At 57.6% G+C, this 18861-nt stretch carries 19 protein-coding genes; 6 read left to right on the top strand and 13 right to left on the bottom strand.

The features are described 5' to 3' along the window. Positions 1-63: 63 nt before the first annotated feature. On the bottom strand, positions 64-426 hold the full coding sequence (locus tag FFI95_RS03650) for a DUF6164 family protein (RefSeq protein ID WP_144821032.1): 363 nt from the start codon (positions 424-426) through the stop codon (positions 64-66). An 87-nt stretch (positions 427-513) separates the two neighbouring features. On the opposite strand from FFI95_RS03650, the gene FFI95_RS03645 reads away from it, so the two are divergent. Genes FFI95_RS03645 through FFI95_RS03630 form a run of 4 tightly spaced genes read left to right on the top strand, consistent with a single transcriptional unit; the run spans position 514 to position 4997 of the window. Further along, positions 514-1926, top strand: a complete 1413-nt coding sequence (locus tag FFI95_RS03645) for a DUF2868 domain-containing protein (RefSeq protein ID WP_144821031.1) — start codon at positions 514-516, stop codon at positions 1924-1926. Then, positions 1923-3353, top strand: coding sequence for a GTPase/DUF3482 domain-containing protein (locus FFI95_RS03640; RefSeq protein ID WP_144821030.1), 1431 nt, complete (start codon positions 1923-1925; stop codon positions 3351-3353). The genes FFI95_RS03645 and FFI95_RS03640 overlap by 4 nt, the downstream gene beginning before the upstream one ends. A 51-nt stretch (positions 3354-3404) precedes the next feature. Further along, a complete protein-coding gene (locus FFI95_RS03635) occupies positions 3405-3800 on the top strand; it encodes an ectoine synthase (protein ID WP_144821029.1) in 396 nt (131 codons plus the stop codon). A gap of 6 nt (positions 3801-3806) precedes the next feature. After that, on the top strand, positions 3807-4997 hold the full coding sequence (locus tag FFI95_RS03630; protein WP_144821028.1) for an MFS transporter: 1191 nt from the start codon (positions 3807-3809) through the stop codon (positions 4995-4997). Here FFI95_RS03630 and FFI95_RS03625 read toward each other — a convergent pair. Next, on the bottom strand, positions 4972-5811 hold the full coding sequence (locus FFI95_RS03625; protein WP_144821027.1) for an ATP-grasp domain-containing protein: 840 nt from the start codon (positions 5809-5811) through the stop codon (positions 4972-4974). The genes FFI95_RS03630 and FFI95_RS03625 overlap by 26 nt on opposite strands. Positions 5812-5970: 159 nt before the next feature. Between FFI95_RS03625 and FFI95_RS03620 the strand changes: the two genes are divergently transcribed. After that, entirely contained in the window at positions 5971-6339 is a 369-nt protein-coding gene (locus tag FFI95_RS03620) for a DUF6746 family protein (RefSeq protein ID WP_144821026.1), read from the top strand. Positions 6340-6342: 3 nt separating this feature from the next. Here FFI95_RS03620 and hrpB read toward each other — a convergent pair whose 3' ends face one another. The 7 genes from hrpB to FFI95_RS03585 form a co-directional block, all read right to left on the bottom strand. After that, on the bottom strand, positions 6343-8838 hold the full coding sequence (hrpB, locus tag FFI95_RS03615) for an ATP-dependent helicase HrpB (protein ID WP_144821025.1): 2496 nt from the start codon (positions 8836-8838) through the stop codon (positions 6343-6345). A gap of 6 nt (positions 8839-8844) precedes the next feature. Further along, on the bottom strand, positions 8845-10059 hold the full coding sequence (locus tag FFI95_RS03610) for a YbfB/YjiJ family MFS transporter (RefSeq protein ID WP_144821024.1): 1215 nt from the start codon (positions 10057-10059) through the stop codon (positions 8845-8847). Between the two features lie 13 nt (positions 10060-10072). After that, positions 10073-10738 carry an SCO family protein gene (locus tag FFI95_RS03605; RefSeq protein ID WP_144821023.1) on the bottom strand — a complete coding sequence of 222 codons (666 nt, stop codon included), beginning with the start codon at positions 10736-10738 and terminating at the stop codon, positions 10073-10075. Positions 10739-10786: 48 nt separating this feature from the next. Then, complete coding sequence (gene cyoE / locus FFI95_RS03600; RefSeq protein ID WP_144821022.1) at positions 10787-11707, bottom strand: heme o synthase; 921 nt, start codon at positions 11705-11707, stop codon at positions 10787-10789. Then, a complete protein-coding gene (locus tag FFI95_RS03595) occupies positions 11704-12795 on the bottom strand; it encodes a COX15/CtaA family protein (RefSeq protein WP_144821021.1) in 1092 nt (363 codons plus the stop codon). Before FFI95_RS03595 ends, cyoE begins: the two co-directional genes overlap by 4 nt. Before the next feature lie 64 nt (positions 12796-12859). Next, a complete protein-coding gene (locus FFI95_RS03590) occupies positions 12860-13510 on the bottom strand; it encodes a hypothetical protein (RefSeq protein WP_246069355.1) in 651 nt (216 codons plus the stop codon). Beyond that, complete coding sequence (locus FFI95_RS03585; protein ID WP_144821020.1) at positions 13491-14228, bottom strand: SURF1 family protein; 738 nt, start codon at positions 14226-14228, stop codon at positions 13491-13493. Before FFI95_RS03585 ends, FFI95_RS03590 begins: the two co-directional genes overlap by 20 nt. 53 nt (positions 14229-14281) lie before the next feature. Here FFI95_RS03585 and FFI95_RS03580 point away from each other — a divergent pair, with 53 nt between their 5' ends. Then, positions 14282-14485, top strand: coding sequence for a twin transmembrane helix small protein (locus FFI95_RS03580; RefSeq protein WP_144821019.1), 204 nt, complete (start codon positions 14282-14284; stop codon positions 14483-14485). Between the two features lie 22 nt (positions 14486-14507). Here the strand turns inward: FFI95_RS03580 and FFI95_RS03575 are convergent, their stop codons facing one another. The 4 genes from FFI95_RS03575 to coxB are packed head-to-tail and all read right to left on the bottom strand — an operon-like array spanning position 14508 to position 18781. Beyond that, positions 14508-15395: a cytochrome c oxidase subunit 3 gene (locus tag FFI95_RS03575; protein WP_144821018.1), complete on the bottom strand. Its 888-nt coding sequence runs from the start codon at positions 15393-15395 to the stop codon at positions 14508-14510. A gap of 16 nt (positions 15396-15411) precedes the next feature. Continuing rightward, complete coding sequence (locus FFI95_RS03570) at positions 15412-16002, bottom strand: cytochrome c oxidase assembly protein (protein WP_144821017.1); 591 nt, start codon at positions 16000-16002, stop codon at positions 15412-15414. A 13-nt stretch (positions 16003-16015) separates the two neighbouring features. Continuing rightward, positions 16016-17599 (bottom strand): cytochrome c oxidase subunit I, encoded by a 1584-nt coding sequence (gene ctaD, locus FFI95_RS03565; protein ID WP_144821016.1) that lies wholly within the window; start codon positions 17597-17599, stop codon positions 16016-16018. Between the two features lie 57 nt (positions 17600-17656). Next, the gene (gene coxB / locus FFI95_RS03560) at positions 17657-18781 is read right to left on the bottom strand and encodes a cytochrome c oxidase subunit II (protein WP_144821015.1); all 1125 of its coding nucleotides are present in this window, start codon (positions 18779-18781) and stop codon (positions 17657-17659) included. Positions 18782-18861: the final 80 nt, after the last annotated feature.

Genomic DNA, 18861 nt, shown 5'->3' with positions numbered 1-18861 from the left:
TATAAGCCATCTTCCAGCGTGAAACGCACTCTGTCCACCGGGTTCCGGAAATTACTCTGTGATTCAGCCTATCCGGATAAACGGCAACAGGCTTAACCCGGCGATCACGACAATGGCCAGGCAGGCCGCCAGTGTGCGCACGGGTTTGTCCCGAAGCATCTGCCAGATACCCCCGGTTTCGCCACTCGCCCGTCGTGCTTCATAGACACGTCGCTGATTCTCCATCCGTTGGCGCTGATACTCCTCAAGCAACGCCCTGGCTCTTTCGGCCTCATCGTCATCGTGTACCCAAAAGCCGCCCATGCTGATGCCCCATCGGCTGGGCGGGGTCTCATAAAAGCGTACCTCGTGCTCATCAAATAAAGCCCGTATTTCTTCGGCTTCATCGTCAGGCACATGGCGCAGATTCATCAGATGGTGGGGCATGAGAGCTCGTTGTCTGGTATCGGACAGGGTAATGCCGATATCCTAACACCAAAGACCCACAGACCGAATTCATAACCGGAACCGTTCATGACCGACCACCCGCTCCGCCTGCTGCTCGATTTTGATGCCTGCGTCCAGAGAGACAAGGGGCAGGCCCCGGCATTTCTGCACCGGCGGGACCGCAAGTTTGCACTGTCCTGCGAGCAGCAAGGGATTCCTCCCACACCAGAACGCTGGCTTGCCCACATCAACCACCTCAGTGGCCCGGGCGCCGGGGCAGGTCCGGCATCGCACACCCTGCGCGTATGGCGGCGCATAAACCGCGGTTTTATGGTTGCCGGCATGCTGCTTGGCGTACTGACCATGCTCGGATTGTTATTTTACGATGGCGGCCAACGCATCAACGTCACGATTATTATTGCCTTTGTGGCTCTTCAGCTTTTGCTTGCTTTACTGACGACCGCCCAGTCACTGGCGGGCTGGCAACCCTGGCGCCCTTTGCTTCGACGCTTTGGCAACAACCGTGAATCTGGCCTTTTGCCCAGGCTTCAGCCGGTGCTTACGGCAAAGGCCGCACAGCTTGGCGGGCTCTGCTTTGCTCTTTCCGGCCTGGCCACCATGCTGCTTATGGTCGTACTTCAGGACCTCGCCTTTGGCTGGAGTACAACACTGGAAACTGATGCCACCCGTTATCACAGCCTGGTCACCGCCATCGCTGCACCCTGGGCCTGGCTGTGGCCGGCCGCCGTACCGGATTTTGCACTGGTAGAGGCAACGCGGTTCTTTCGCGCCAGCCCCCGGGATGCCGGCATGAGCCCGGCCCGATGGGGCGACTGGTGGCCCTTCATCGCTATGCTCTGGACCATCTGGATATTAGTACCCAGGGCCGTTCTGACGCTGGTAGCCACTCTGTTGATCCACAGAAAAGCCCGGCAATTACTGGCTTCCCACCCAGGCATGCGCGCCTTGATGTACCGTATGGAAACCCCCGCTCTCGATACTGGTAACGCCTATAACGACGCATCAGACTTGCCGGATACAGAAACGCAGCTGGATCTGCAGCCCTTGCCGGATGCGTCCATTCTCCTGTGCTGGGCAGGGGCCGGCGATCCGGAGCTGCCGGATGCCCTCAGCAGCGGCAAAAGCCTGATTGCCCGGGCGGGCGGCAGAATGCCCCTGGCTCAGGACCGGCAAACCCTCGAGCAGGCAGCCTCTGAGTTGTCACAGGCGACCGACCGCTCCGTACTGTTGCTGACCCGCAGCTGGGAGCCACCAACCGGCGAGCTGGAGGACTTTCTGGCCACAGCGAAAAACCTCTGGCCCAAGGGTTCAAAGATTGCTTTGGTACCCCTGGCAGCCCAGCCGGACCGCAAGCCGGATACCCACCAGGTTCAGCAGTGGCTCAGGTTTGCCCGACGCACCTGGCCGGATTTTGTTACGGTTAGCCTGATGCCGGTTCACGAAACCCTTCCTGATGTGGACAGGGGAGTTATGGAATGAATACTGCACCTGTTTTCGCGGTTGTGGGTCACCCGAACAAGGGTAAGTCCAGCGTGGTGGCTACCCTCTCCCAAAACGATGCCATTGCCATTGCCCTGGAGCCGGGTACCACCCGTAAGCGCCAGTCTTACCCGCTGAGCGTTGATGGCAAAACCCTCTACACCCTGGTGGACACACCCGGCTTCCAGCGTCCCCGGCGTGTCCTGGAGTGGCTGGAGGCACACAGTGTGTCGGCCTCGGATCACAACGACACTGTGCGCGCGTTTGTACAGCAACATCAGGGCGATGGCCGCTTTACCGATGAGTGTGAATTGCTGGCACCCCTGCTAGACGGCGCAGGCATTATTTATGTCGTTGACGGCTCGGTTCCGTACAGCGCCGAGCATGAAGCCGAAATGACCATTCTGCGCTGGACCGGCCAGCCCAGTCTGGCGCTGATTAATAGCATAGGCCCTGATGACCACAGCGAGACCTGGCAGGCGGCGCTGGGACAATTCTTTCAGGTTGTGCGCAAGTTTGATGCTGTTCGCGCCCCGTTTGAGCAACATTTAAGCCTTTTACGTGCATTCGGACAGCTTGAGCCCGACTGGGAGCAGGCGCTGGATCAGGCCACACACTTTCTTTCTGAACAACGTAAACAACGGCGCGCGTTAGCCGCGGGGATGATCGCCAGAGCGCTGAAGGACATGATGTCGTTTCAGGCAAAGCGCACCCTGACGCTGGAGCAGGTTTCCGGAACCAGCGACCACACCCTTGCGGATGAACTGCGCCAACGCTGGTACCAGTATCAACGCCAGCGGGAACAGGCACTTCGGATAGAAATTGAGCACCTGTACCAGCACCAGCACATCCGCCGCCAGGAAGCGGAACTGGAGTGGCACAGCGATCATGACCTGTTTTCGGAAGATACCCGCAAACACTGGGCGGTGAGCAAACGTTATCTGGCCACCGCCGGCTTCGGGGCAGGCGCTGTGAGCGGCGCGGGGCTGGACGCCCTGACTCTGGGCTCCTCACTGGGTGCTGGCGCGCTGGTGGGCGGACTGATTGGCGCTGCCGGGAGCTACCTGTACGGCGACAGGTTCACCTTGCCCGCATTAAACATTGGCCTGGTCCGGGACGGTCTGAAAACGGCCACGTTCGGCCCGGTTCAGGACAGCCAGTTCGGCTACGTGGTCCTGGGCCGGGCGGTGGATCACTGGTGGCATATCAATCATCGCAACCACGCCGGCAGAGGGCTGCTTGATCTGGAGCCTGCCGACCATCACTGGCTGGAACGTCTCGATAAAAAGAGCCGTCAGACCATTCAGAGAACACTGGATAAATGCCGCAAACAACAGCCTCTGGATGCCAGCCAGACCCATAAATTTAACGATGCCATAGAGCTGTGCCTGTCGGTTTACGATGATTGGCGGTTGAATCGGACCTGACATGAGTGTTTATACTATAATGCTTTACTAACACCATAATGAGGAAAGCTCATGAAAATCGTACGAGTTCAGGACATCATCGGCACTGAGCGTGAAGTCAGCGCTCAGCAGTGGACCAGTCGCCGCCTGCTGCTGAAAAAAGACGGTATGGGTTTCTCGTTCCACGAGACCATCATTCCCGCTAACACCGAGCACACCTTCCACTACAAGCACCACCTGGAAGCGGTTTATTGCGTTGCCGGTAACGGCTCCATTACCGATGTGGCTACCGGTGAGACCCATGAAATCAGCGACGGTACGCTGTACGCTCTTGACCAGCACGACAAGCATATCCTGCGTGGTGGTACCGAAGACATGCGCCTGATCTGTGCGTTCAACCCGCCGGTAACCGGCCAGGAAGTACACGACGAAGACGGCGCCTACCTGCCGGACACCAGCGAAGACTGAGCAGCATTGTCCGTAGCTGAAAACCCGGCGAGTCAGACACCGCCACCGGCAGCCAGATTGCTGCCGGTGGCGGTATTGCTTTGGCTGGCCGGAGTTTATTTGCGCATCCCGATACTGGTTGCGCCACCGCTGGCACCGTTTATCGGTAATGAGCTGGCACTCTCCCAGGCCTTGAGCGGCGCCCTGACCACTCTGCCTATTCTGATGCTTGCCATAGGCGCCATGCCTGGCTCTCTGTCCATAGCGCGTATCGGCCCGCGCAATACCCTGGCGCTTGCCATGGTAATCATGGTCGCCGGCTCCGCAGGCCGGGGACTGGCGCCTGATACAACCATGCTGCTGCTCACCAGTGCTGTCATGGGGCTTGGCGTTGCCATGATGCAGCCTGCTCTGCCGGCACTGCTGCCACGCTGGCTGGAGCCAAAACACCTGGCCCTGGGGTCGGCTATCTACATGAACGGCATGCTGATGGGGGAGTTTATCGGCGCCGGCATCACACTGCCGGTGATCATGCCGTTGCTGGACAACAGCTGGCGCGCAACCATGCTGGTCTGGTCATTGCCTGCGCTGCTGATTGCCGCGGCCCTGTTCCTGCCCAAACGTGACCAGGCCCGGCCAGTGCGCAAAGCAGCGTGGCTACCGGACTGGAAAAACCCGCTTACTCTCAAACTCGGCTTATTACTTGGCGTTTCCAGTGCGCTGTTTTTTGGCGTAAACGCCTATCTGGGCGCCTTGCTGGAGCAGCGGGGCGAGTTTGAAGACCTCACTGAAGCTCTGTTCTGGTTCAACTTTGCCCAGGTTGTTGCGTCTTTAATGATGCTGAAAATGGCCCGTTACTGGGTGGGTAAAAAAGCCCCACTGATCATCCTGTTGATATTCAGCCTGCTGGGCACACTGGGCCTTCTGGTCTTTACCGGATGGTGGGCGATTGCCAGCGCAACCTTCATGAGCTTCACAGCCGGCGTACTGCTGATTATGCTGGTGGCCCTGCCGCCTCTGCTGGTCAGTGCCAGCGAGACGGGCCGTCTTTCAGCCGGCAATTTCCTGGTTGGCTACACCATGGCCTTCGCCGTGCCTATGCTGGGCGGCTTGCTCTCTGACTGGACCGGCGATGTCAGGCACGCGATCATCGTCATGATCGTCTACGGCGTCCTGGCAACGCCCCTGGCCATCAGGCTAAACCTGCAACGCCAGTAAAGCGGCTACCCATGGAAGAATCCGTCGGGCCGGAACCATCCGGGTCCCGGGGCTCACTCTGTTGCTGCAGATAGTCCAGGATAGCGTGTTTCAGGTCACTGCCCTGGCCCAGTCCCTGATTGCCAAATAAACGGTTAAACTCGAGCACATAGGGATAGCCTTCAACCAGAGCAATATCAAAACCTGCGTGGTCCACCTCCAGCTCCCGTGCGAGCCTCAGGGCAAGGTCTGTTGCTACCGGGGGCACAGGGCTGTGGTCGATCCCGCCACCCCGGGAAACGTTGTTATAAAACCCCTGGGGCGCCTGGGTTCGCCAGTAGGCCGTGACAACCTTGCCACCCACCACCACAACGCGAGCATCGCGATCCAGCGGCAGGTATTCCTGAACATACAGAACCTGGGTTCGCTCGCAGTACCTGCGCCAGTCATCACGGGTTTCAATCAGCCACACGCCTTCGCCCATACTGGCCTTGGGTAACTTCGCCACAAAGGGCAGCGCCATAACGCTCCAGATATGCTCACGCTCGTGCGGTCCGTTGGCCTCAATGAGAGTCCAGGGGATATGTTCAGGTGCTACTGCCTGAAAGGCCCGGGTCATTTCGACTTTGTCGTGGCCAATGTGATAGCTGGCAACGCTGGGAAATACCCGGCACTTCAGGCCGTACACCAGGGCATTGAGCTGCCAGTATTCGGGGAACAACACCCAGTCTGCATTACGGAGTAATTCCTTGTGGCGCAGGTAGTCCTCCGGCTTCAAAACGGTGGTGCCCGGAAAGCCAAGCGTGCGAAATACGTTAAATGATATAAGGTTCATGGGGCAGGGTCGCGCTGATCAGAACGGACGATTTTTAAACAGCTTTGCTCTGGACACAAGCTTTTTCTGCGTTTAATTGATCATGGTCATGGCTTTCAGTATTGTTAGTGATAATAATTCGCATTACATTGTTCATTAACAGACAACCGGAGCCATTCCATGACCCTTTTCCGTCAACTTTCGTTTGCTACCGCCTCACTGCTGATTGCGGCACCTGCATTGGCCAGTGATAACGACCACTTCAAAGGTCAGCCTGCTGATACGCTTGAGCAGGCCGTCAGCAACTTTTCTGAGTACAACCAAAAACTGGAAAATGTACTGGCCGGCGACCTCACTCCGGAAACCATGAACGAAGTACACCAGCTGACCTACACTCTTGAAAATGCTCTGGAAAAGCTGGATGACGAGATAGATGATCTTGCGGATACGCTTGAACATGTCCATAAGGCTTCTGAACGGGCCGATACGGATACCGTGCGCTCTGCCGGCGAGCAATACCTGAACAACAGCCGGAAAATAATCAAGTAATCACTAGCGGTGACGTTTCTTGGTACCCTGCCGGGCGACGGCGGTTAGTGGGTCTTCAGGCCAGGGATGTTTGGGGTAGCGGCCCCGGGTGTCTTTACGCACCTGGGGGTAAACGTTCGTCCAGAAGCTGGCCAGATCTGCCGTAACCGCCAGTGGCCTTTGGGCCGGGGAAAGCAGGTGTATCAGAACAGGCATCTTGCCACCCGCCACGACCGGCGTTTCTGTCCAGCCGAACAATGCCTGTAATTTGGCGGCCAGAACCGGGCCGTTCCCGGCCGTGTAATCCAGAGTAACGGTACTGCCGGTGGGTATGGTCAGACTGGCCGGGGCCAGCTCTGACAGCTTCTGCTGTTGGGGGTAGTCCAGCAGGCTGTTCAGGGCGCTGTGTAGGCTCAGCTTCGCCAGCTCAGACCAGCGGGTGATGCCAACGAGGAAGGGCGCTAACCAGTGCTCCAGAGATTCTGCCAGGGCCTGATCCCTGACATCCGGCCACTGGCCGGGAAAGTGCCTGGCCAGCATCGTGACTCGTGCCTGCCACTGTCGGGCGGCAGGTGTCCAGGGCAGGCTTTCCAGCCCCTTGCGCCGTATGGCGGCCAGCAGGCCCTGCTGAATCAGCTCGGGTGAGACTTTTGTCAGAGGTTTCTCGGCCAGCAGCAATGCGCCCAAACGACGGGTTTTGCGAGCCACTACCATCCCACGCTTGTCATCCCATTCAGCTTCGTCTTGTTCATGAATACGGGCTGCCAGATCCATTTCCAGAGTGGGCAGGTCTACCGGTGCCGCCAGATAAATTCCTGCTTCTCTCGCCTTGCCATCCAGGTCCGCAGCCACCAGCCATTTGTACTGTGCCAGTCCATCATCCTCACGCAGAAGGGCGCCTTTGCCATTGCTGAGCTGATAGCGTGGTGCGTTTCCGGGCCGGCGCCTGGCAATGCGATCGGGGTAAGCAAGCGCTAACAAGCGCCCGGCTTCCGTTGCCGTTGGCAGGGCGTCCTGCCCGTTTTTTCCACTCGCCCCGGGCTCTGACAGACGCTTTGCCTGTTGGCGCAGCGCCTGCAAGCGATTCGGATCAATGCGCTGAGAACCGCGTTCGCCTCTCAGTATGCGGATGCGCTCATGCATATCGGCCCCTGCCCCAGGACTCAGCAAATCCCGGTCTTCCAGCAGCGCAGCCAGTTCAGCCGCCAGCCGGCCCAACCCCAGCGACCGCCCCAGTATGACCATGTGCGCCAACCGGGGGTGAATACCCAAAGCTCGGGCGGATTTACCATGTTCGGTAATGGCACCTTCCTCGTCCAGCATGTCCAGCCACTGCAACAGCTCCACGGCTTGTTGCCAGTGAGCGGGAGGCGGAGGGTCGATCCAGGCCAGTTTGTCCGGCGTCCGGGCGCCCCACTGGGCCAGTTCAAGTACCAGTGGGGCCAGATCTGCTTCGCGTATCTCCGGTGGCGTATAATCCGCCAGCCCGAACTGTTCGGATTCGCTCCATAACCGGTAACACACACCCGGTTCAACCCGCCCCGCGCGACCTTTACGTTGCTCAGCTGAGGCTTTCGAGACGCGACCGGTGGTCAGCCGCGTCATACCACTGTTGGGATCAAACACGGCACGGCGTTGCTGACCGCTATCAACCACCACGCGCACGCCTTCAATAGTGAGGCTGGTTTCCGCAATGGCAGTGGCCAGTACCACTTTACGGGTGCCTGCAGCCGCGGGAGCGATAGCCTGATCCTGTTCAGCAGCCCTGAGGTCGCCAAACAAGGGTGCGATTATCACATTCGCGGCTACCTGACCGGCCAAGGCGTGAGCTACACGATGAATCTCCCCGGCACCTGGCAGAAACACCAACAGGGAGCCGGGCTGGTGCGCCAGGGCTTCGGTAATTACAGCCACCACCTGGTCTGTCAGCCGCGGACGGCGCTGCGTGGCAGGCACCGGGCGGTAAAAAACCTCCACCGGGAATGCGCGCCCTTCGCTGCTTAATACGGGCACATCCCCGAGCAAGCGGGCAATAGGTGCGGTGTCCAGTGTGGCGGACATTACCAGAACCCGCAGATCCTCCCGCAGTGCTTCCTGCGACTCCCGCACCAGTGCCAGCCCCAGATCCGCTTGCAACGAGCGTTCGTGGAACTCATCAAACAGCACAGCGGCGTAGTCTTCCAGCATGGGGTCGTTCTGGATCAGCCGGGTAAGAATGCCTTCAGTGACAACTTCTATACGCGTTGCATCAGACACCCTGGTGTCCAGCCGCGTGCGGTAGCCGACGGTGCGCCCGGGCTTCTCCCCCAGTTGCGAAGCCATAAACCTGGCGGCAGACCGGGCGGCCAGCCGCCTTGGCTCGAGCATCAGGATTTTACGGCCCTGTCGCCAGGTCGCATCCAGCAGCGCCAAAGGCACCCTCGTGGTTTTGCCGGCACCCGGGGGCGCCTGCAACAGGGCTGTGGACGTTTGTTCCAGGGTTTGTTTCAGCTCTGGGAGAATCTGTTCTATCGGAAGCACGGTTTGCTAGTCAGTCCGGATTGTTCTTGCGTGCCAGGCTTCCGGACGGGGCACAAAGAAGACGAAGATGAGGCCAAAGGCCAGAGCGCCTACCCCGATCCCGAATGCGGACAACAAGGTGCCGCCTGCATCCAGCCATTGCTTGGTGAGCCAGGGTCCGACCATCTGGGTAAAACCGTAAAGTGCCACCATGGCCGCAGACAACCGGGGGCCCTGGTGAGGATGCAGCGCCCGGCCAAGGCGCTGAGTGAGCAACACCGTGCCCAGAAATGTACTTCCTACCAGCGCAGCGCACAACATCAGGCCCATGGCGCCGGGCCAGAGCACAGCCGCCAGCACCCCCACCAGCTGGATCAGGAAGTTGAGCTTCAGTGCAGGAATATCGCCCAGTTTTGTGCCCAGCTTGTTCCACATCCAGGCTGCCGGAATGGTAAACAGGGCAACAATGAGCCAGGTTCCATCCAGCAACCAGTGGCCGGGTTCAAGCTGAAGCTTTGCCAGCAGCGGCAGAAAGGTCATGGGGAGTATGTAGCCCAGTCCGGCCCCGCCGTATGACAAAAACAGCGGAATGCTGGCGCGATCGATGAGCGGTGTCGTGGTTACGACCCGGCCGTCGTTATCAGGCGCCTGATCCGGCACTTCGAGCCGATACAGCCGAAGGCCGCCCCATATGGCCAAAGGAATGGAAGCCAGCGCTACTGGCCACCAGCGGGCGGCGCCTTCCAGCCAGCCGGCACTGCCGGTGACCAGCCCGCTGGACACCAGCAGACCAAGGCCCACCCCGATATACACAAGCCCGCTCATGCTTGAGCGATTGCGCAACACCAGCCACTCCAGAATCAGCGCCGGTGCCTGTACAAATACCACTCCGTTTGCAACTCCATTCAGCCACCGACTGGCTGAGATGGCAGTCAGGTTGTCCGTCTGGGTAACAAACAGGGTCGTGATCACATGTATTGTCAGAAAAACAGGTAGCAGCACGCGGATATGACCCACCCGGTGCCAGCGAATCGCCAGCATGGCACCCACAAGGTAACCAAAGTAATTCCAGGTAGCGATTGCTGCGCCTTCGGGCGCCGTAAGCTGGCCGTCACCTATCAGATAAGGCAACAATGGCGTGTATACGAAACGACCAAGTGTGTGCACAACCAGAAGCACAATGGCTCCGGCGGCCAGAACGCCAAAAAGCTCTCTTGGAGTAGCGGTGCTTTGTTGATACATGCGGAACGCCGCCTCAGGTGCGGGTGTTGTTACGATTGGACTCAGCCCACCGGTAAATGCGCTCAAAGGCCTCTGCAAGATGCTCAGGATTGTGCGGTGGCTGAATCAGTGCAGCCAACTGACCGTCCGGATTCACTAATGCAAAGTGGCCGCTGTGGTCCACCAGAAGCTCTCCATCCACATCTCGATGCACGAACACGGCACTCAGGCTTTTGGCCAGGGCTCTGAGTGTGTCCAGATCCCCGGTAAGACCGTGAAAGTTCTCACCGAAAAACGCCGTATAATCTTTCAGCTTGCCGGGCGTATCATGCTCCGGATCCGCACTGACCAGCAGATAATCCGGTTGTGGCAGCTCGGGCGACAACAGCTTGTCGGTGCGTCTCAGGTTGGCCATGGCGGCCGGACAGATATCGGGGCAATTCGTGTAGCCCACAAACGCAAATGTCCACCGTCCCCGCAGGCTTTCCCGGGTAACGGTTTCTCCGTTTTCATCGGTGAGCGTGAACTCTGCCAGTGGCCGCGGCTGATCATAAACATAGGTATTCATTTCCGCAAGATCCGGGGCGGGCGCAGGTTCCTGATTACCCACCATAAACACCTGCCGTCCTACTGCCAGGCCAAACACCAGAACCACGAGCAGCAGCAACACAAACAATGTCATCCGAACGGAACGATTCATCATAACTCCAGTCAGCGAACTCTGGGTTAATGCAGCAACAGCACCACGTCAGAAGAACACATAATGATCCACAAGAAGTACCACAAACAGCGCCATCAGGTAAGTGATGGAGTATTTGAAGGTGTTGAGTGCGACACGGCGATCATCACCTTTCAACAGCCGGATAGCGTAGTTGAGGAAGCGTAACCCAAGCGCCAGGGCACCGGCCAGGTATATCCAGCCGGACATACCTGTGACAAAAGGAAGCAGGCTGACCGCCAGCAACATGAGAGTGTACAGCAGGATGTGCAGTTCGGTGAATTTGTTGCCGTGGGTGACCGGCAGCATCGGAATGCCGGCTTTGGCGTAGTCTTCCTTCCGATGAATGGCCAGCGCCCAGAAGTGGGGCGGCGTCCAGGCAAAGATGATCAGGACCAGCAGCAGCGCATGCCCGTCTACCTGGCCGGTGACAGCTGTCCAGCCCAGCAACGGCGGCATGGCGCCGGCAAGCCCGCCGATGGTTATGTTCTGGGGCGTTGCACGCTTCAGGAACAATGTGTAAACCCCTGCATAACCCACCAGGGATGCCAGGGTAAGCCATGCTGTCAGGTGGTTCACCTGCCACATCAGCACAACCATACCCACACTGGCCAGCAGCGCCGCGAACACGACCGCCTCTGCCGGAGCAACCCGGCCTGTGGCAACCGGGCGCCTGCGGGTGCGGGCCATAACCGTGTCTATTTTCTGGTCAACAACATGGTTGACCACAGCAGCGGCACCGGCCAGAAACGCAATGCCAAGGTTACCCCAGATCAGCACTCCCAGACTGGGCAGGCCGGAGGTGGCCAGCAGCATGCCGATGACCGAGGTCAGGATCATCAGCGCCACCACTCTCGGTTTCGTCAGTTCCAGATAATCCCGCCAGGAAATCCTGCGCCTGACCTGACTGGAAACTTGCCGGTTCGTCAGTACGTCCACTTGCTCACTCATGCCGTGGCCTCCTGATGTATTGTTTTTATATGTGTTGCGCCTGCAGCCTGTGCCCGGGGCAACAAATGATGCCGCCAGATCAGATATATCACCGACAGCAAGAGCCCGGCGCCCATGGCGTTGTGAGCCACCGCCACCGGCAGTGGAATGTGAAGAAGAATGTTGGCGAGGCCCAGGATGATCTGCGCTACCAGTGTGACGGCAACCAGTCGCACCGGGCCGCGTAAGGCCTGATTAACATCGCGCAAGCGGATGCAGGCCAATAGCCCGGTTAAATACACCAGCACGGCAAGAGCCCCGGCCCTGTGGCTTATATGAATAGCGGTCCGGCCATCACCGGTGAGTTGCCCGCCCAGATAGTTGGGCCCAACCTGTTGAGTAATATCAAAGCCGTGCCGAAAGTCCATGTCTTCTGGCCACCATTGCCCCTGACAGGTAGGCAGATCGGTGCAGGCAACGGCGGCATAATTTGCTGCAGTCCAGGCACCCAGAGCAATCTGCAGAACCACGAGAAGCAACCCCCCGTAGAGCCATGGCCGGAGATTCGCCAGACGAGAGTCCGACCCCGCCGGCTTTACAATCGCGTCCGACGCTCCCCTGACAGGGAGTGCCGGAGTTGCCGATAATTTCCGTAACCGCAGCAGCAGTAAGGTAAGCAGGCTCACGGTAGTAAAACCGCCCAGCAGGTGCAGAGCAACCACCTGGGGCCAGAGCTTGAGGGTAACCGTCCACATGCCAAAGGCACCCTGCAGTAAAATAAAGCCGGCAATGAACAGGGGAAGACGGAAAGGCATACCCTGTCTGCGCTGGCGTACGGCGCTGGCTGCCAGGCCGAACACCACCAGCCCAAGCGTCCCGGCAGCGTATCGATGGATCATTTCCGGCCAGCCTTTGGCCACATCAACCGGTGTCCCGGGAAAACGGGCATTGGCTATGGCAATGCTTGATTCACTCTGGGGCACAGTTATAAAACCGTAACATCCAGGCCAGTCCGGGCAACCAAGCCCGGCATCAACCAGCCGTGTCCAGGCACCCAGCATAATGACCAGAACCGCCAGGCACACTGAAAACACTGTCCAGTTAATCATGGCTCGGGTTCTTGGTTGCTGATCCGCAGGCCGTTTTTTCAAGGCAGATCCTCCAGGCTGAAGCTCAACCTACCTGTGACAGTTTCAGAAGGTGCTTCAGATCCTTGAGCATGTCCTGGCCTGAATTTTCAGGGCCATAATGCATCATTACGTTTCCAAACGGGTCAACCAGCAATAGGCGTGGCTCGTTTTCCGGGCTGATTCCTGAAGGCCAGTCGGGGGTTGTGCCGGTTATCGGCCTCAGACGCTCCATCAGCCGGTATTCTGTGGGCCAGCGCGCGGCCAGATCTCCGGTGATACTGCCCACAACAGCCGCTCTGGATACCCGGTTGGCATTTTTCCCCAGCGCAATGTTGGCTTGCCGCGCAAGATAAAGCAGATCTTCACAACTGCGGCCACACTCACCTGCGGCGACCACCATCAACCATTGTGGATCCGCCTGGCCTGCAGCAAAGCGCTCAGCCAGGGGCTCTCCCGAAAGTGTTTCAAGGTTAAGAGAGGCCACGGGCACGGGCGGCTGAATCAGCTGCCCCTGATTGGTATGCCCCGCAGGGTTAAGCCAGCCGGTATAGAACATGAGAGTGGCCAGAATCATGGGCCCGAACCCAAGTGCGAACAGCAGAAACGCCATGCGCCTCCCTCTTCGGGCTTGTTCGGGTGTCGGGCCGTCTGCCTGTTCGTGTTCTGGTAACCGCTTAGCCATCATTATTGTCATTATCAGGTCCTGTCTTTCGATAACTCGCCACTACACTCAATATAGCCAGCACGACGGCAAGCGCAAACCATTGTGTCGCATATCCATAATGGGTTTGCGGTCCCATAAGGTCGGGTTTCCAGTCAGCACGGTAAGCACCCGGCTGCTCGCTGCCCTGAAGCCGGATCACAGCACCGGGGAGTTGTGAAATTTCAGCCTTCGCTACTGCACCCGGAAGTGCCTGCACCCGCCGCGGCCAGCCTTCTGCCGGGCCGGGGTTTGCGGATAACACCGGCGGCTCCGGGTATGGGCTTATACGTCCGGTCAGGCTGAAGATGCCCTCGGGGGGAGCCACATCCGGCAACCTGTCCCGCGTTCTCGGGGCTGCTACCCAGCCCCGGTTTATTACAACCGGCGGGCCCTTAAGCGGGTAGAAATCCGTTAATACTTCATAGCCGGCCATACCATCACGTGTCCGGTTATCCAGCAGCCAGCTGTGCTCGCCGAACACCCCGGTCACGGTCACAGGCCTGCCGTTAACCAGGCCGCTGGCCACTTGCTCCGGCCAGTCGGGATCTCCGGCCTCCTGTTGCCACTGCTCAATCAGCACCTGTTTTTCTTCGGCCCGGTTCAGCTGCCAGATTCCCAGCCCCAGCAACAGTGGCAGAAGCGCACCCGCAAACACCATCAGCCGCCAGTCTGCGTGAAATTTTTTCGGGTTTCTCTTGGCTTCAGCCATGGTCTGCTATAGTGATTCTGGCTGCAGACAAAACAAAAACCAAAGAGTTATTTATGCTCAAAGCCCTTATCATCTTTCTCATGCTCGCCGTTATCGTCAGTCTTTTCAGCGGTCTGTTCTTTCTCATCAGAGACGGCGGCAAAACCAACCGGGTGTTGAATTCTCTCGCTCTGCGCGTAGCCCTGAGTGTGCTTCTGCTGATTATTATTATCGTGTCATTATGGCAAGGGAGCCTGACCCTGCATCCGACTCCCTGAAAACAGCCACCTGCTTATTGCCTCAGATCACATACACAAATATGAACAGGCCCAGCCAGACTACATCCACAAAGTGCCAGTACCACGACGTTGCCTCAAACCCGAAGTGGTTGTCGGCAGTAAAGTGCCCTTTTTGTATGCGTATCAGCATGATAATCAACATCAGCGTGCCCAGCATCACGTGAAAACCGTGAAAGCCGGTAAGCATGAAGAACGTGCTGCCGTATATCCCGGATTCCAGTGTCAGATTAAGCTCCTGATACGCGTGCATGTACTCTTCCGCCTGAAAGAAGAGGAAAACCAGCGCCAGCAAAATGGTGGCTCCCAGCCAGATTTTTGCTTTCGTGCGCTTATCTGCCTTAAGGGCGTGGTGAGCGATTGTTACTGTAAATGAGGAAGTAACCAGCAGGATGGTGTTTACCAATGGCAGACCCCAGGCGCCAATAACCGATTCTGGCGCCGGAAACGCTTCCGGATCGGGATTGTTGATCAGTGGCCAGGTGGCCTGAAAACCTTCCCACAACATATTGGAACTGCCGCGATCCCCCTCGCCGCCAAGCCAGGGCACCGCAAACACGCGAGCGTAGAACAATGCTCCGAAAAAGGCCCCGAAGAACATGACTTCGGAAAAAATAAACCAGCTCATACCCCAACGGAATGAACGGTCCATTTGCGGGCTGTACAAACCGGAGCGACTTTCCTTGATAACACTGCCAAACCAGCCAAACAGCATGTAAATCATGATCAGTATGCCAGCCCAGAATACAAACCAGGCGCTGCTTGTACTCGCCCCCTGGGTACTGTTAACCATGATCGACGCCGCACCGTAGAGAGTCACCCCCAGGCCAACCGTGGCAATGATGGGCCATTTACTCTGTTCAGGAACGTAATAACTCTGATAGTCCGCCATAGCACTCTCCGATGGCTTATCCGTTATCGACTGTTGTTTTGGTTATCGCTGCCGCCTGCGGCTCTCCCTGATCATAAAGCGTGTATGACAGCGTCAGTTTGGTAATGTGGTCGGGCAGGTCCGGGTCCACAATAAACACCAGTGGCATCTCCGTACTCTGGCCCGCTGCCAGAGGCTGCTGGTTGAAACAGAAGCATTCGGTTTTATGGAAATACAGTGTGCCCTCTGAAGGTGACAGGCTGGGCACTGCCTGCCCCACCATATCCTGGCCGGTGGGATTCTTTGCATAGAAGTTCACCGTGGTTGCCTCACCCGGGTGGACTTCAATACTGCGCGCCACAGGCCGGAACACCCAGGGCATTCCGGGTCCGTTCTGCGCCAGAAACTGAACTTTGACCGAACGCTCCATGTCAGCGACAGAGCCTTCGGTCGACTCATAGCGGCCATTAGTCTTACCGTTAATGCCGGTGATATCGCAGAAAACGTCGTACAGCGGCACCAGCGCAAAGCCAAAGGCAAACATTCCGACCACACCCGAAAGGCACCAGCCGATAACCCGCAGGTTACTGCGCCGGGGAGTGGGTGTGTTCGCGGGTTGCTCAGCCATTTCTGCCAGCCTCCTATTTCACTTCAGGGGGAGTGGAGAAGGTGTGATAAGGCGCCGGCGAAGGCAGGGTCCACTCCAGCCCTTCGGCCCCGTCCCAAGGCTTGGCAGGTGCTTTTTCACCGCCTTTCACGCACTTCACAACAATCAGCACGAACAGCAGCTGGGTAGCGCCGAACATAAAGGCACCGATGCTTGAAACCATATTAAAGTCGGCAAACTGCAGTGCGTAGTCAGGTATGCGACGGGGCATTCCGGCAAGCCCCAGGAAATGCATCGGGAAAAATGCCAGGTTCATCCCGATAAATGACAGCCAGAAGTGGGTTTTGCCCAGGGTTTCGTCGTACATATGGCCGGTCCATTTTGGCAGCCAGAAGTAAGCCGATGCGAAAATACCGAAGATGGCACCCGGCACCAGCACATAATGGAAGTGGGCAACCACAAAATAAGTGTCGTGGTACTGGAAGTCCGCGGGGGCAATCGCCAGCATCACACCCGAGAAACCACCGATGGAAAACAGGATGACAAACGCGACGGCAAACAGCATGGGCGTCTCAAATGAGAGCGCCCCCCGGAACATGGTCGCCACCCAGTTAAACACTTTAACCCCCGTCGGCACGGCGATCAGCAAAGTGGCGTACATAAAGAATAACTGACCGGCAACCGGCACCCCCACGGTGAACATGTGGTGCGCCCATACCAGGAATGACAACATGGCGATGGCACCGGTGGCATAAACCATGGAGGAGTAGCCGAACAAACGCTTACGGGAAAACGCCGGGATGATCTGGGAAATGGCCCCGAATGCGGGAAGAATCATGATATACACTTCCGGGTGACCGAAGAACCAGAACACATGCTGAAACAGCACCGGGTCACCGCCGCCGGCGGCATTGAAGAAGCTGGTGCCAAAGTTGATATCCATAAGCACCATGGTGACCACGCCCGCCAGTACCGGCATGACGGCAATCAGCAGGAACGCAGTGATCAACCAGGTCCAGACAAACATGGGCATTTTCATCAGGGTCATGCCGGGGGCGCGCATGTTCAGCACGGTGGCTATCACGTTAATGGCGCCCATAATGGAAGAGACACCCATAATGTGAATGGCAAACACAAAGAAGGTCGTGCTGGGCGGACCATAGGTTGTGGACAGGGGTGCGTAGAAGGTCCAGCCAAAATTGGGCGCACCGCCTTCCATGAACAGCGTGGATACCAGGATAAGAAACGCACAGGGCAACAACCAGAAGCTCCAGTTATTCATCCTGGGTAACGCCATATCCGGTGCCCCGATCATCAGCGGTATCATCCAGTTTGCCAGCCCCACAAAGGCCGGCATAACCGCGCCGAACACCATGATCAGGCCATGCATTGTGGTCATCTGGTTAAAAAATTCGGGCTGAACAATCTGCAGCCCGGGCTGAAATAATTCGGCCCGGATAACCATCGCCATGGTCCCTCCAAGAAGGAACATGGTGAAGCTGAATATCAGGTACATGGACCCGATATCCTTATGGTTGGTCGTCAGCAGCCAGCGGCTGAAACCACGAGCCGGGCCGTGATGTTGATCCTGTGCGTGGGTACCTGCAACCGCACTCATGAAACCTCCCGTTACCGCCAATTGTTGTGGCTGGTGATCGCTGTTATCTGGCGTCGATTATTGTTCATTCTTGTAATCGAAGATTTCTTTTGGCGTAACCATGTCCCCGACATTATTACCCCAGGCGTTACGCTCATACGTAATGATGGCGGCCAGGTCAGCCTCACTCAGCTGGCTGCCAAATGCCTGCATTGCCGTGCCTGATACGCCGTTTACAACCACATCAATGTGTGCAGCCATATCGCCGGTGGCAATGGCACTACCTTTCAGTGCCGGGAAGGCCGGCGGTGCACCACTGCCATCTGCCTGGTGACAGGCAACACAATTGGTGGCATAGGTGGTTTCACCCCGCTCCATCAGCTCCTCCATGGTCCAGTCCTTCTCCGTCAGCTGGCGCTCTTTCTCTGCGGCCTCTTTCTGCTCGGCTACCCAAGTGTTGTATTCCTCTTCCGGAACCGCTTTTACCACCACCGGCATAAACCCATGATCCTTGCCACACAGCTCGGCGCACTGTCCACGGTAGATTCCCGGTTTATCCACCCGGGTCCAGGCTTCATTAATGAAGCCGGGAATGGCATCTTTCTTGAAACCGAAATCCGGTACCCACCAGGAATGGATGACATCGTTTGCCGTCAGCAGAAAGCGAATTTTTTTGCCCACCGGCACAACCATCGGCTTATCCACTTCCAGCAAGTAGTTCTCGCCTTTGGCCTGCCGGTTGTTGATCTGGTCGGCCGGTGTTGTCAGGCTGGAAAAATAGCCAAAGTCGTCGTTGATATATTCGTACTGCCACCGCCACTGGTAACCGGTTACCTTGATGTCTATGTCGGACTCAGTGGTGTCGTACATATCGACCAGAGTGGCCGTGGCCGGAATGGCCATGATGACGAGAATGACAAGCGGGATGAGCGTCCAGAGCACCTCAACCATTGTATTCTCATGGAAATTGGCAGGTTTCGCGCCCTGGGACTTGCGGTGGGCGATGATAGACCAGAACATTACCCCGAACACCACGACACCAATGGCGACGCAGATCCAGAAAATGGTCATGTGCAGATTGAAAATGTCGTTACTGGTACCGGTCACCCCAGGCGTCATGTTTACGCCCCAGTCCGCCATGGACAGGGCCGGAAACAGTAAACCGCCTGAAAGAACGCCTACCCGTTGAGCATACACGCGCATACTGTGTCTCCACAGAGTGTTATTCTTGTCGGATTTTGCGCAACCCCTCTGTTCCCGACCGGCGCTCGCATTCATCGGCC

This window comes from Marinobacter piscis (assembly GCF_007671655.1).
Lineage (GTDB): Bacteria > Pseudomonadota > Gammaproteobacteria > Pseudomonadales > Oleiphilaceae > Marinobacter > Marinobacter piscensis.
The sequence above is the reverse complement of the archived record's forward strand: the minus strand, read 5'-3'. Positions and strand labels throughout refer to the sequence as shown.

Excerpts from the sequence above, each read along its gene's own strand:
- FFI95_RS03650 (WP_144821032.1), bottom strand. The coding sequence starts at position 426 with ATGCCCCACCATCTGATGAATCTGCGCCATGTGCCTGACGATGAAGCC.
- FFI95_RS03645 (WP_144821031.1), top strand. The coding sequence starts at position 514 with ATGACCGACCACCCGCTCCGCCTGCTGCTCGATTTTGATGCCTGCGTC.
- FFI95_RS03640 (WP_144821030.1), top strand. The coding sequence starts at position 1,923 with ATGAATACTGCACCTGTTTTCGCGGTTGTGGGTCACCCGAACAAGGGT.
- FFI95_RS03635 (WP_144821029.1), top strand. The coding sequence starts at position 3,405 with ATGAAAATCGTACGAGTTCAGGACATCATCGGCACTGAGCGTGAAGTC.
- FFI95_RS03625 (WP_144821027.1), bottom strand. The coding sequence starts at position 5,811 with ATGAACCTTATATCATTTAACGTATTTCGCACGCTTGGCTTTCCGGGC.
- FFI95_RS03620 (WP_144821026.1), top strand. The coding sequence starts at position 5,971 with ATGACCCTTTTCCGTCAACTTTCGTTTGCTACCGCCTCACTGCTGATT.
- FFI95_RS03610 (WP_144821024.1), bottom strand. The coding sequence starts at position 10,059 with ATGTATCAACAAAGCACCGCTACTCCAAGAGAGCTTTTTGGCGTTCTG.
- FFI95_RS03605 (WP_144821023.1), bottom strand. The coding sequence starts at position 10,738 with ATGAATCGTTCCGTTCGGATGACATTGTTTGTGTTGCTGCTGCTCGTG.
- cyoE (WP_144821022.1), bottom strand. The coding sequence starts at position 11,707 with ATGAGTGAGCAAGTGGACGTACTGACGAACCGGCAAGTTTCCAGTCAG.
- FFI95_RS03595 (WP_144821021.1), bottom strand. The coding sequence starts at position 12,795 with ATGATTAACTGGACAGTGTTTTCAGTGTGCCTGGCGGTTCTGGTCATT.
- FFI95_RS03590 (WP_246069355.1), bottom strand. The coding sequence starts at position 13,510 with ATGACAATAATGATGGCTAAGCGGTTACCAGAACACGAACAGGCAGAC.
- FFI95_RS03585 (WP_144821020.1), bottom strand. The coding sequence starts at position 14,228 with ATGGCTGAAGCCAAGAGAAACCCGAAAAAATTTCACGCAGACTGGCGG.
- FFI95_RS03580 (WP_144821019.1), top strand. The coding sequence starts at position 14,282 with ATGCTCAAAGCCCTTATCATCTTTCTCATGCTCGCCGTTATCGTCAGT.
- FFI95_RS03575 (WP_144821018.1), bottom strand. The coding sequence starts at position 15,395 with ATGGCGGACTATCAGAGTTATTACGTTCCTGAACAGAGTAAATGGCCC.
- FFI95_RS03570 (WP_144821017.1), bottom strand. The coding sequence starts at position 16,002 with ATGGCTGAGCAACCCGCGAACACACCCACTCCCCGGCGCAGTAACCTG.
- ctaD (WP_144821016.1), bottom strand. The coding sequence starts at position 17,599 with ATGAGTGCGGTTGCAGGTACCCACGCACAGGATCAACATCACGGCCCG.
- coxB (WP_144821015.1), bottom strand. The coding sequence starts at position 18,781 with ATGCGCGTGTATGCTCAACGGGTAGGCGTTCTTTCAGGCGGTTTACTG.